Origin of the sequence: Corynebacterium sp. HMSC034A01 (assembly GCF_001838175.1) — a bacterium.
Taxonomy (GTDB): domain Bacteria; phylum Actinomycetota; class Actinomycetes; order Mycobacteriales; family Mycobacteriaceae; genus Corynebacterium.
Window position 1 is genome coordinate 53147 of sequence record NZ_KV835964.1, and the last position, 11924, is coordinate 65070.

General features: G+C 66.7%; 12 protein-coding genes. All 12 read left to right on the top strand.

The features are described from left to right. Positions 1-7: 7 nt before the first annotated feature. Entirely contained in the window at positions 8-1108 is a 1101-nt protein-coding gene (gene mraY, locus HMPREF2791_RS06125; RefSeq protein WP_070475157.1) for a phospho-N-acetylmuramoyl-pentapeptide-transferase, read from the top strand. Beyond that, positions 1105-2508 (top strand): UDP-N-acetylmuramoyl-L-alanine--D-glutamate ligase, encoded by a 1404-nt coding sequence (gene murD, locus HMPREF2791_RS06130; protein WP_210383729.1) that lies wholly within the window; start codon positions 1105-1107, stop codon positions 2506-2508. Before mraY ends, murD begins: the two co-directional genes overlap by 4 nt. A 51-nt stretch (positions 2509-2559) precedes the next feature. After that, positions 2560-3984, top strand: a complete 1425-nt coding sequence (locus HMPREF2791_RS06135) for an FtsW/RodA/SpoVE family cell cycle protein (protein ID WP_070844745.1) — start codon at positions 2560-2562, stop codon at positions 3982-3984. A 7-nt stretch (positions 3985-3991) separates the two neighbouring features. Next, positions 3992-5071: an undecaprenyldiphospho-muramoylpentapeptide beta-N-acetylglucosaminyltransferase gene (gene murG, locus HMPREF2791_RS06140; protein ID WP_070475160.1), complete on the top strand. Its 1080-nt coding sequence runs from the start codon at positions 3992-3994 to the stop codon at positions 5069-5071. After that, entirely contained in the window at positions 5072-6493 is a 1422-nt protein-coding gene (gene murC / locus HMPREF2791_RS06145) for a UDP-N-acetylmuramate--L-alanine ligase (protein WP_070844746.1), read from the top strand. A 1-nt stretch (position 6494) separates the two neighbouring features. After that, on the top strand, positions 6495-7142 hold the full coding sequence (locus HMPREF2791_RS06150; RefSeq protein ID WP_070844747.1) for a cell division protein FtsQ/DivIB: 648 nt from the start codon (positions 6495-6497) through the stop codon (positions 7140-7142). A gap of 133 nt (positions 7143-7275) precedes the next feature. Next, positions 7276-8463, top strand: coding sequence for a cell division protein FtsZ (ftsZ, locus tag HMPREF2791_RS06155; RefSeq protein WP_070475223.1), 1188 nt, complete (start codon positions 7276-7278; stop codon positions 8461-8463). A 14-nt stretch (positions 8464-8477) separates the two neighbouring features. Then, positions 8478-9203 (top strand): peptidoglycan editing factor PgeF, encoded by a 726-nt coding sequence (gene pgeF, locus HMPREF2791_RS06160; protein WP_070475163.1) that lies wholly within the window; start codon positions 8478-8480, stop codon positions 9201-9203. After that, complete coding sequence (locus HMPREF2791_RS06165; protein WP_070475164.1) at positions 9196-9894, top strand: YggS family pyridoxal phosphate-dependent enzyme; 699 nt, start codon at positions 9196-9198, stop codon at positions 9892-9894. The genes pgeF and HMPREF2791_RS06165 overlap by 8 nt, the downstream gene beginning before the upstream one ends. A gap of 38 nt (positions 9895-9932) precedes the next feature. Continuing rightward, complete coding sequence (locus HMPREF2791_RS06170; protein ID WP_070844748.1) at positions 9933-10427, top strand: cell division protein SepF; 495 nt, start codon at positions 9933-9935, stop codon at positions 10425-10427. A gap of 18 nt (positions 10428-10445) precedes the next feature. After that, positions 10446-10757 carry a YggT family protein gene (locus HMPREF2791_RS06175; RefSeq protein WP_034998551.1) on the top strand — a complete coding sequence of 104 codons (312 nt, stop codon included), beginning with the start codon at positions 10446-10448 and terminating at the stop codon, positions 10755-10757. Positions 10758-10883: 126 nt separating this feature from the next. Then, a complete protein-coding gene (locus HMPREF2791_RS06180; protein WP_070844749.1) occupies positions 10884-11849 on the top strand; it encodes a DivIVA domain-containing protein in 966 nt (321 codons plus the stop codon). Positions 11850-11924: the final 75 nt, after the last annotated feature.

Sequence of the window (11924 nt, forward strand, 5' to 3'; positions counted from 1 at the left end):
AACTTCCATGGTTCAAGTTATCTGCGCCGGAATCATCAGCTTCTTGGTTTCGATCTTCCTCACCCCTGCGCTCATCCGGTACTTCAACCGGCGGGCGATGGGGCAGGAGATCCGCGAGGACGGTCCGGCGTCCCACGCCCGCAAACGCGGCACCCCGACGATGGGCGGCATTGCCATCCTCGTGGGCATCACCATGGGCTACCTCGGCGGCAGCCTTGTTGCCCTGTTCACAGGGCATACTGCGTTTACCGCCACCGGCCTGATCGTGCTGTTTCTCACCCTGTCTCTGGGCTTGGTCGGCTTCGCGGACGACGGCATCAAACTGTTCATGCAGCGCAACCTGGGCCTGAACAAGACCGCGAAGCTGGTGGCGCAGCTGGCCATTTCGCTGATTTTCGGAGTGCTCATTCTGCGCTTCCCTGACGAGAACGGGCTGACACCGGGCTCGCAGTTCTTGAGCTTCGTGCGCGACATTGAGACGATCGACCTGACCTTCGGCGGCGGGACCATCGGCACGATCTTCTTCCTCGTCTTCATTTACATCCTGCTGGCCGCCTGGTCGAACGCGGTGAACCTCACCGACGGGCTGGACGGGCTCGCCTCCGGCACCACCGCCTTGGTGATGGCCGCGTACGTGGGCATTACCTTCTGGCAGTTCCGCAACTCGTGCGAGGCCGTGGCCGCCGCCGGCTGCTACAGCGTGCGCGACCCGCTGGACCTGGCCATCCTGGCCTCTGCCGGCTTCGGCGCCTGTGTGGGTTTCCTGTGGTGGAACGCTGCCCCGGCGAAGATCTTCATGGGAGACACTGGCTCGCTCGCACTCGGTGGCTTGGTTGCGGGCCTGTCCGTGGGGTCGCGCACGGAGCTTTTGATGATCATCATCGGCGCGCTGTTCGTGCTCGAGGCCGCCTCGGTGGTGATCCAGGTGGCGTCGTTCAAGTCCACCGGCAAGCGCGTGTTCCGCATGGCGCCGTTCCACCACCACTTTGAAAACGGCGGCTGGCACGAGATGACCGTCGTGGTCCGATTCTGGATCATCTCCGCCATGGCGTTCATGCTCGGCCTTGCGGTGTTCTACGGCGAGTGGCTGAACGGGGCGAACCTGTGACGCAGCCGATCCTGTCGGACTACACCCTGGTCGCCGGCGCCGGTGTGTCGGGGCTCGGGGCGGCGCAGCTGCTTCGGCGCGCCGGCGCCCGCTTCACCGTTGTCGACGACAACGAGGCAGGCCGCGCCCGCGCCGCCGAGGCTGGCTACGACACGTGCACCGGCGACGAGGCCCGCGCCCGCTTCGGCGAGGTCGGGCTCGTGGTCACCTCGCCCGGGTGGCGGCCGGATACGCCATTGCTTGTGGACGCCGCATCCGCCGGCATCGACGTCATCGGCGACGTGGAGCTGTGCTTCCGGCTGGACCGCGCCGGCGTGTTCGGCGAGCCGCGCACCTGGCTGGTGGTCACCGGAACGAACGGCAAAACCACCACCACGGGCATGCTCGCGCAGATGATGATTGAGGCTGGCAAGGACACCGGCCTGCGCGCCGGCGCGTGCGGCAACATCGGCGTCGCGGTGGGGGAGGCGATGCTCGCGCCGGAGCGTTTGGACGTGCTGGTAGCCGAGCTTTCCAGCTTCCAGCTCCACTGGTCCTCCCAGCTCGTTCCCGATGCGGGCGTGCTTTTGAACCTGGCGGACGACCACATTGACTGGCACGGCAGCTTCGCCGAGTACGCCGCGGCCAAGGCCAAGGTGCTTCAGGCGCCGGTGGCGGTGGCGGGTATCGACGACACCGAGGTCGCGCGGATCGCCGCCGACACGGGGCGCGAGGACATCGTCGGGTTCACGCTCGGCGAGCCGGCAGACGGCCAGGTTGGTGTGGTGGGCGGACGCATCGTCGCAAAGCTTGGCGGAACACCCGTGGATGTCGCACCGGCCGACGGCATCGAGCCCGCCGGTGCCGCAGGTGTGCTGGACGCGCTGGCCGCCACCGCGGTGGCGTTGACGCAGGGAGCCACGACCGAGCACATCCAACGCGCGCTGGACGCGTACCAGGTGGAGGGCCACCGCGGCGCGGTCGTGCACTCCGGCGGCGGAGTGGACTGGGTGGACAACTCCAAGGCCACCAACCCGCACGCGGCGGATTCGGCGCTCACCGGCGCTGGTTCCGTGGTGTGGGTCGCCGGCGGGCAGCTCAAGGGCGCTTCCGTGGATGCCGTGGTCAAAGCGCACGCCAAGCAGTTCCGCGCGGTGGCGCTTCTGGGCGTGGACCGGGAGATGATCCGCGCCTCGCTCGAGCAGGTGGTGCCGGAGGTGCCCGTTTTCGTCTCCGACGCGCAGGACCCGGAGCAAGCGATGGACGAGGTCGTGGCGTGGGCGGCCACCCAGGCGCAGGCGGGCGACACCGTGCTTTTGGCACCCGCCGCGGCGAGCTTGGACATGTTTTCCGGCATGTCTGCGCGTGGCGACGCATTCGCGGCCGCCGCAATGCGACACTGGAACCCGCACAACAAGTAAGCTCAACTAAAGGTTGAGGTTTTCTTCCGCGGTTCCAATCGAAAGGGCAGCATGACGGTTCAACGCGCACCCCGGCAACGCGCACCACGGCCGGACGCGCCGCGTAAGGCGGCACCCGCTCCCGAATCGAAGCTCAGCGCAGGGCTCCGGCGCATCCAGGATGCGCTCGATTCCCGGCCGCTGATCGACTACACCATGATCCGCAGCATCGTGCTCTTCCTCGCCGGTCTCGGCGTGGTGATGGTCATGAGCTCGTCCATGGCGACCTCGTTTGCCGCGAGTGCGAGCGTGTGGTCCCTGGCCGTGCGCCAGTTCGTGATGGTCGTGCTCGGCCTCATCGCGTTCTGGGCCGCGTTGAAGACGCCGCCCGAGCGGCTCCGGGGCCTGAGTAATTGGCTGATGGTCATCGCGATTGTGCTGCTCATCGCCGTGCTCACGCCTCTGGGCACTGGCCGTGCCGAGGTGGGCTCGCAGTCCTGGCTGGTCGCCGGCCCGCTGCGCCTGCAGCCTTCCGAGTTCGCCCGCGTCGCCATCGCCATGTGGGGAGCGAAGATCCTGGCCAACAAGGACCCGCGCCGTTTGTTCGCCCCGGACAACGGATTCGCCGCCTTCCTCACCGTCTCCATCCTCTGCGTGGGGCTGATTGCCATGCAGGGCGACATGGGGATGGCGCTCTCGTTTGCCGTGGTGGTGGCGTTCATCTTGCTCTTTGCGGGTGTGTCGCTGAAGGCCGTCGGCGTGGTTGCGGCCTCGGGCGTTGTGGCGTTGGTGGTGATCTTCCTCTCCGGCAGCTTCCGCTCCGCCCGCTTCCACGTCTATTTCGACGCGCTGCGCGGCCACTTCGACGACACCCGTGGCGTGGCGTTCCAGTCCCACCAAGGCTTTTTGTCGCTGGCGGACGGCCACATCTTCGGCGTCGGCCTGGGCCAGTCGCGCGCGAAGTGGTTCTACCTGCCGGAGGCGCGCAACGACTTCATCTTCGCCGTCATCGGCGAAGAACTCGGGTTGTGGGGCGGCGCCCTGGTGATCCTCCTGTTCGCGCTGCTCGGCTTCTTCGGTATGCGCACCGCGCTGCGCGCGCAGACGCAGTACCAGACGCTCATGGCAGCGTCCCTGACCGCGGCAGTGGTCTCCCAGGCCTTCATCAACATGGGCTACGTGGTGGGCCTGCTTCCGGTCACCGGCATCCAGCTGCCCATGTTGTCCGCCGGCGGTTCCTCGGCCGTGTTCACCCTCGGCGCGATGGGCGTGCTGGCGTCTGTGGCGCGCCACGAGCCGGACGCGATCTCGTCCATGCAGAATTACGGTCGCCCCATGTTCGACCGCATGTTCTTCATCGGCGAGCCCCGCGCGCTCAAGCAGCGCCGCCAGGCGCCTGCGGCCGCGCCGCGCCGCGAGCGCTACGGCACGCCGGTGACCCAGCCGGTCGCCGCGTCCTACCATAGGCAGCCGCACCGCCGGACCCCGCGCCGATAGGAGAGCCATGTCTACCGAGAAGTTCAGCGTCGTCATCGCAGGCGGCGGCACTGCGGGCCACATCGAGCCCGCTCTTGCAGTCGCGGAAGTGCTTCGCGACGCGTACGGGGCAAACGTGGTCGCCCTCGGCACTGAACGAGGCCTGGAAACCACCATCATTCCGGCCCGTGGGTTCGAGCTTTCCCTGATCGACCCGGTGCCGATCCCACGCAAGAAGCCCTGGAAGCTCGCCTCCGTGCCGTTCAAGCTGGCCCGTAGTGTCCGCCAGGCCAAGCAGGCAATGAAGCGCTGCGGCGCACGTGCCGTCTTCGGCACCGGCGGCTATGTCTCCGGCCCGGCGTACCTGGCCGCGAAACAGCTTGGCCTGCCGTTTTTCGTGTTGGAGACCAACGCGCTGGCAGGCATGGCCAACAAGCTGGGCGTGAAGATCGGCGGCACCGGGTTCAACGCGGTGCCCAATTCCGGCATGGACGGCGAGGTCGTCGGCGTGCCGGTGCGCCCCGGCGTGGGCGTGGACCCGGACGGCGCGAAGCGCGAGCGGGGCCTGCGCATGTGGAACCTACAAGAAGACCGCCCGACCATCCTGGTCACCGGCGGCTCGCAAGGTGCGGTGAGCATCAACGCGGCCTTGGCCGACGCGGTGGAGCGGCTCACCGGCGCGGGGTATCAGATCCTGCACGCCTACGGGCGCAAGAACGACGCCCCGGTCACGCACGACCACTACACGGCGGTGCCGTACATCGACGACATGGAGGCCGCGTACGCAATCGCCGACGTGGTGGTGTGCCGCTCGGGCGCGATGACGGTTGCGGAAAACTCCGCGGCCGGCATCCCCGCCATCTACATCCCCCTGCCGCACGGCAATGGCGAGCAGGGGCTCAACTCCGCCCACCTCGTCGACGCCGGGGCGGCCCTGCGTATCGACGACGCGGCGCTGACCGGCGACGTGCTCGTCGACAAGCTGCTGCCTCTCTTGGAACCCGATGCCCGCGCGATTATGCGCGCGGCGCTCGAGGACTCGGGTGCCGGCAGCGTTGCCGAGGACCTTGCCGCGCGCATCGCCGCGGCTGCTGGAAAGGACACATAAATGACAGATCTCTCCCGCGTCCACCTCATCGGCATCGGCGGGGCCGGCATGTCCGGCGTGGCGCACATCCTGCTGGACCGCGGCGCGACAGTGACCGGCTCCGACGCCAAAGACTCCCGGCCAGTGCGCGCGCTCAAAGCGAAGGGCGCCAAGGTCGCGCTCGGCCACGACGAAGCAAACCTGGAGCTGTCCGGCGAGCTGCCCACCGCAGTGGTGACCAGCTTCGCCGCCATCCCGCAGGACAACCCGGAGCTGGTGCGCGCCAAGCGCGAGGGCATCCCGCTGCTGCGCCGCTCCGACCTGCTTGCGGAGCTGATGGAAGGCTCGACCCAGCTGCTGCTCGCGGGCACGCACGGCAAGACATCCACGACGTCGATGGCCGTGGTGGCGCTGCAGGCGGCGGGGGAGGACCCCTCGTTCGCCATCGGCGGCCAGCTCAACCGAGCCGGCACCAACGCGCACCATGGCCACGGCGACGTGTTTGTTGCGGAGGCCGACGAGTCCGACGCCTCGCTGCTGCGCTACTCCCCGGATGTTGCTGTGATCACCAACATCGAGCCGGACCACCTGGATTTCTACGGCACGCGCGAGAAGTACTTCCAGGTCTTCGACGATTTCGCGGACCTGGCCAAGCATGTGGTCGTCTGCCTCGACGACGACAACGCCGCCGCCTGCGGCGAGCGCGCCCTCGAGCGCGGCTTGACCGTCTCCGGCTACGGCACCGCGGAGGCCTCCGCACGCCACCCCAAGATCCCGGCAGGCGCTGTGGTCACAGGCGAACGGCAGGAGGGCGAGCACACCGTGGTCGAGGTGCAGCTGCGCACCGGCCGCATCTCCGGTGGTGTTATGTACACTCTGGCGATTCCGGGCCGCCACATGGTGCTCAACTCTGCCGCGGCACTGTTGTCAGGCGTGCTGGTTGGCGCCGACCCGGCGAAGCTCGCCCAGGGGTTGAGCGAGTTCACCGGCGTGCGCCGTCGCTTCGAGTTCAAGGGCGAGGTGGGCGGAACCCGCGTCTACGACGATTACGCCCACCACCCGACGGAGGTGGCCGCCGTGCTCACCGCCGCCCGCGACAAGGTCGACGCTGAGGGCAACGGCGCCCGCGTTGTGGTCTGTTTCCAGCCTCACCTGTACTCGCGCACGCAGGAGTTCGCAGGCGAGTTCGCCGACGCGCTGTCGCTCAGCGACGAATGCGTGCTGCTGGACATCTTCGGCGCCCGTGAAACGCCGGTGGAGGGTGTGACCTCCCGGATTATTTCCGAAAAGATGACCGCGCCGGTGCGTGTGGAGCCGGACTTTTCCGCGGCGCCTGCGACCGTGGCGGCGGTAGCCAAGCCCGGTGACCTGGTGCTGACCATGGGGGCGGGCAGCGTGACCATGCTGGCGGACGAGATCCTCGCCGCGTTGCGGGAGGCGTAGGATGTCCCGCCGCGCGATCACCATCGTCGCCGGCTGCGTCGCACTTGTGCTCGCAGTCGTGGCGGCGCTGCCGTTTACCCTGGCCATGCCCGTCGACGACGTCAACATCGAGGGTGCGGTGAACCTGCCCGCCGAGGAAGTGAAGTCGCTCTCCGGCGTGGAGGTGGGCACCCCGATGGGGCGCGTGGATGTGCACCGGGCAGCCCAGGACGTGGCGGCGAATCCGTGGGTGGATTCAGTGACGGTGAAGCGCCGGTGGCCAGATGCGGTGGACGTCACTGTGCAGGAGCACACCCCGGTGGCCTGGATAGACCAGGGCGGCGAGCCCCACCTGATCAACAGCGAGGGCAAGGATTTCGTGGTCGCCCAGCCGCCGCTGGGGGCGGTGCAGCTCGTCGGCATTAACGAGGAGCAACTGCCGAAAGCGGTGGAGGTCGCTTCCGCGATCACGGACCCGGCCCGCCCGCAGGTCCGCGAGCTGACCCGCGACGGGGACCACAGCTTCGTGCTCAAGCTGGACGGGGACAGGACAGTCACGTGGGGTTCGTCCGAGGACAACCAGAACAAGGCGCTCGCGCTTGAGACCGTGCTGCAGCTGGACGGAAAAACATTCAATATTTCCAACCCAGAACTGGTCACTTCGCGCTAAAACCGCAGGTCACAACCCTAAAGTACAGGTTTAGGGTTGTGACACGCCGGACCAGAAAACAAAAATCCGCATGCTTTCACACAAGATGGGTAGCAACTGCAAAAACCAACTTGTGAAAGGCGAGACCACCACCATGACCTCTCCCGCCAATTACCTCGCCATGATCCGCGTCGTCGGTGTCGGCGGCGGCGGCGTCAACGCCGTCAACCGGATGATCGAGGAAGGCCTCAAGGGCGTCGAGTTTGTCGCGATAAACACTGACTCCCAGGCGCTGCTGTTTACGGATGCCGACACGAAGCTCGACATCGGACGCGAGGCCACCCGCGGCCTCGGCGCAGGCGCCAACCCTGAGGTTGGCCGCACTTCCGCTGAGGACCACAAGCAGGAGATCGAGGAGTCTCTGAAGGGCTCCGACATGGTCTTCGTCACCGCCGGCGAGGGTGGCGGCACCGGCACCGGCGCCGCCCCGGTGGTCGCCGGCATTGCCAAGAAGATGGGCGCGCTGACCATCGGCGTGGTCACCCGCCCGTTCACCTTCGAGGGCAAGCGCCGCACCCGCCAGGCGCTCGAGGGCATTGAGAACCTCAAGGAAGTCTGCGACACCGTCATCGTCATCCCGAACGACCGCCTGCTGCAGCTGGGCGACGCGGAGCTTTCCATGATGGAGGCCTTCCGCGCGGCGGATGAGGTGCTCTACAACGGTGTCCAGGGCATCACCAACCTCATCACCATCCCGGGCATGATCAACGTCGACTTCGCGGACGTGCGCTCCGTCATGGCCGACGCTGGCTCCGCACTCATGGGCGTCGGCTCCGCCCGCGGCGACAACCGCGTGATGACGGCTACCGAGCAAGCCATCAACTCCCCGCTGCTGGAAACCACCATGGAGGGTGCCAAGGGCGTGCTCATCTCCGTCGCCGGCGGCTCCGACCTGGGCCTGATGGAGGTCAACAACGCGGCGTCCATCGTGGAGGAGAAGGCCGACGAGGACGCCAACATCATCTTCGGCACGATCATCGACGACAACCTGGGCGACGAGGTCCGCGTGACCATCATCGCCACCGGCTTCGACGAGAAGGCCAACGCCCGCCCGGCCGAGCCGGCTGAGTCGGCTGAGCAGGAAACGCCGCAGCCGGAGCGGAGCTCGACCAAGGTCGTGGAGGCCGAGCCGGCCAAGGAGGAGTACCAGCCGCGCCACCGCTACGAGCCGTCCAGCCGCAGCGGCCTGTTCACCGAGCGTGAGCGTGAGCCGCGCGAGGCCCGCGACGGCGGCTTCGACGGCGGCTTCGATGACGTCGATGTGCCGGACTTCATGCGCTAGTTAAGCTGGCAGGCATGCCAGATCTTTCCACTCGCCCCGTCCGCATGGTGTTCACTTCCCGTGCGGGCGGGGTTTCTGCTGCCCCCTACGACTCGTTCAACCTGGGCGCCCACGTCGGCGACGACCCCGCAGATGTCGCCGCCAACCGCGCCCGCCTTGCGCAGGTGCTCGGCCTGCCCGAGGAGCGTTTCGTGTGGATGGAGCAGCTGCACACCAACACAGTCACGCTTGTCGACGGACCTTCGGCCACCCCCGTGGAAGCCACCGACGCCCTCGTCACCAGAGAAAAGAACCTGGCGCTGTGCGTGCTCGTGGCAGATTGCACTCCGGTGCTGCTGTCCGACCACACTGCCGGCGTCATCGGCGCGGCCCACGCCGGCCGGATGGGCGCGCGCAACGGGATCGCGGAAAACACCGTCGAGGCGATGGTGGGCCTCGGCGCCGAACCGTCGCGCATCCAGGTGCTGCTGGGTCCTGCCGCGGCAGGGGAGTCGTATGAGGTCCCGGAGGGGATGGCTTTAGACGTCGAGAAGCATTTGCCCGGATCCCGCACACGCACAACGAAGGGCACGCCCGGCATCGACGTGCGCGCCGGGCTGGTGCGCCAGCTGCTGAGCCTGGGCGTGACCCACATCGACGCGGACCCGCGCGACACCATCACCGACAACGATTTCTTCTCCCACCGCCGCGAAGGTGTGACCGGACGGCAAGCTGGCGTAATTTGGATGCCTAATGTCTGATCTCGCACAAAACCTTGAAACCGTCCGCCAACAGATCCGCGACGCGGAGCGCGCCGCCGGCCGCGAAGAAGGCAGCGTGGCACTTTTGCCGGTAACGAAGTTCCACCCGGTGGAGCGCATTGTCGAGCTCGCCTCGCTCGGCGTTGAGCTGGTGGGAGAGAACCGGGAACAGGAGGCCCGCGACAAGGCGGCCGCGCTTGAAGGCCGCTGCGGCATCGCCATGATCGGCCAGATCCAGTCCAAGAAGGCGAATTCGGTGGCGCGTTGGGCCTCGGAAGTGCACTCGCTGGACTCGCTGAAGCTGGCCCACGGGCTCAACCGCGGCATGGCGCTTGCGCTCGAACGTGGCGACCGCGAAGGCGAGATATTGCCGTGCATGGTGCAGCTGTCTTACGACGGCGACACTGCCCGCGGCGGCGCATCCCTGGCGGACGTGCCCGCGATCGTGGAAGCGGTGGAGGAATCCGAGCACCTCGAGCTGGCCGGGTTCATGGTCGTTCCACCGCTGGATTCGCAGCCGCGCGAGGTGTTCGCTCAGGCGCGCTCGTTGACGGATGACTACGCCGCCAAGCTCAACCGAAACTTGAGGCTTTCTGCAGGTATGAGCGGTGATTTCGCCGACGCGATCGCGTGCGGATCCGATATCGTGCGTGTCGGAACAGCCCTCCTCGGGCCCCGCCCCGTAGTCTGAAATCCACCGCGAATCACCCCATAAAAGGAGCCGCCCGCATGTCCTTCTTTGACAGTGCTAAAGACTTTTTCGGCCTCGGCCCCGTGGATAACGGCGAGGACGACGCCTACTACGACGACCCGCAGTACAACTCACACACCGCCGGTTCTACCGCGTATGACCGCACCCCGCGCGCCGAGCGCCCGTCCCGCATGGATCGCCCCGCCCCCCGCGATTACGGCCGCGACGCTGTGCGCCCGAGCTACCGCTCCACTCCGCATATCGTGACCGCCGCGCCGCGCAACTACAACGACGCCAAGGAGATCGGCGAGCCGTTCCGCGACGGCGACGCTGTGGTCATGGACCTGACCGACCTGGACACCGCCGACGCGAAGCGCATCGTGGACTTCGCCGCTGGCCTGTGCTTCGCCCTGCGCGGGAGCATGCACAACCTCTCCCGCGGTGTTGAGACGCGCAAGCGGATGTTCGCCATCGTGCCGGAGAATGCGAACCTGGAGAAAGACGACCTCAAGCGTGCTGCTGGCTTGCGCTAGCCGGTAGGGTGGTTCGGCGTGGCACTTTTCGGAGCAATCATCTACGCCCTTGTGGGGCTGTACTCTCTATTGGTTATCGTGCGCATCATCATTGAGATGGTGCAGGCGTTTTCCAAGCAGTTCGACCCGCCGCACTGGTTCATCATGGTGGCCGAGCCCATCTTCCGGATGACGGACCCGCCAGTGAATGCGCTGCGCAAACTCATCCCGCCGCTAAAGCTCGGCGGTAGCGGGGTGGGCCTGGATGTGAGTGTCATTGTCCTGTTTTTCATCCTCATGCTCATCCAGATGCTCGTTGGCGCCGTGCTGATTAATCCGGCACTGCGGTAGCTTTACTTGAGCTTTAACCCGGCTTTACAGCTAGGCTGGGCTACACTCGTCGAGCGAAACCGTTACAATTCAGCAAACAATGCTTCGCGCTAGCGAGTACTCACACGATTATCGAAGGGAACGCAAATGCCGCTGACACCAGCTGACGTGCACAATGTCGCTTTCAGCAAGCCGCCGATTGGCAAGCGAGGCTACAACGAGGACGAGGTTGACCAGTTCCTCGACCTCGTCGAGGACACGCTTGCACAGCTGCAGGATGAGAACGACGAGCTGCGTTCCCGTCTTGAGGAAGGCGGCACGGACGCAGTTGCTGCAGCGCCGGTGAAGCGTTCCGATGATTCCGCGAAGGTCGACGAGGCTGCCATCCGCCGCGAGGTGGAGCAGAAGGTCCGCGCTGACTTCGAGGCGCAGCTGCGTTCCGCGAAGCAGGCGCAGGAGAAGGCTGAAGCTGAGGCCCGCTCCGCCAAGGACGAGGCCGCCAAGGCCCGCAAGCAGGCTGAGGAGGCCGCGAAGGCTCCGAAGCAGGCGACCGCTCCGGCCGCTGCCGTGTCCGAGCCGGCCCGCAGCGATGTCTCCGCTGACACCCACGTGCAGGCGGCCAAGGTGCTCGGCCTCGCGCAGGAGATGGCGGACCGCCTGACCAGCGACGCGCAGGCCGAGGCTTCCTCCATGCTGGCAGACGCTCGTGCCGCTGCAGAGCGCGAGATCGCCGAGGCCGAGTCCAAGTCCAAGAAGCAGATCGAGGACGCACAGACCCGTTCCCGCACCCAGCTGCAGGACGCGGAGACCCGCTCCAAGCAGCTGGTCACCGACGCGCAGAAGAAGGCCGAGGAGACCACCAACGAGGCAAACTCCCGTGCTGAGGCGCAGATCCGCCAGGCGGAGGAGCAGGCGAACAAGCTCAAGGCCGACGCGGAGCGTAAGCACACCGAGATCATGAACACGGTGAAGCAGCAGCAGACCGCGCTGGAGAACCGCATCGCTGAGCTGCGCACCTTCGAGCGCGAGTACCGCACGCGCCTGAAGACGCTGCTGGAGTCCCAGCTGGAAGAGCTGGAGTCGCGCTCCAGCACCGCGCCGAACGAGAAGTAGTTCCTGGCTCTTCACAAACGCCCAGCATCCCTGTAGGATGCTGGGCGTTACTCGTAACACGCAACGATCCGGCCA

Coding starts and splice junctions, on each gene's coding strand:
- murG (WP_070475160.1), top strand. CDS start 3,992: ATGTCTACCGAGAAGTTCAGCGTCGTCATCGCAGGCGGCGGCACTGCG.
- HMPREF2791_RS06150 (WP_070844747.1), top strand. CDS start 6,495: ATGTCCCGCCGCGCGATCACCATCGTCGCCGGCTGCGTCGCACTTGTG.
- mraY (WP_070475157.1), top strand. CDS start 8: ATGGTTCAAGTTATCTGCGCCGGAATCATCAGCTTCTTGGTTTCGATC.
- pgeF (WP_070475163.1), top strand. CDS start 8,478: ATGCCAGATCTTTCCACTCGCCCCGTCCGCATGGTGTTCACTTCCCGT.
- HMPREF2791_RS06135 (WP_070844745.1), top strand. CDS start 2,560: ATGACGGTTCAACGCGCACCCCGGCAACGCGCACCACGGCCGGACGCG.
- murC (WP_070844746.1), top strand. CDS start 5,072: ATGACAGATCTCTCCCGCGTCCACCTCATCGGCATCGGCGGGGCCGGC.
- HMPREF2791_RS06180 (WP_070844749.1), top strand. CDS start 10,884: ATGCCGCTGACACCAGCTGACGTGCACAATGTCGCTTTCAGCAAGCCG.
- HMPREF2791_RS06165 (WP_070475164.1), top strand. CDS start 9,196: ATGTCTGATCTCGCACAAAACCTTGAAACCGTCCGCCAACAGATCCGC.
- HMPREF2791_RS06170 (WP_070844748.1), top strand. CDS start 9,933: ATGTCCTTCTTTGACAGTGCTAAAGACTTTTTCGGCCTCGGCCCCGTG.
- ftsZ (WP_070475223.1), top strand. CDS start 7,276: ATGACCTCTCCCGCCAATTACCTCGCCATGATCCGCGTCGTCGGTGTC.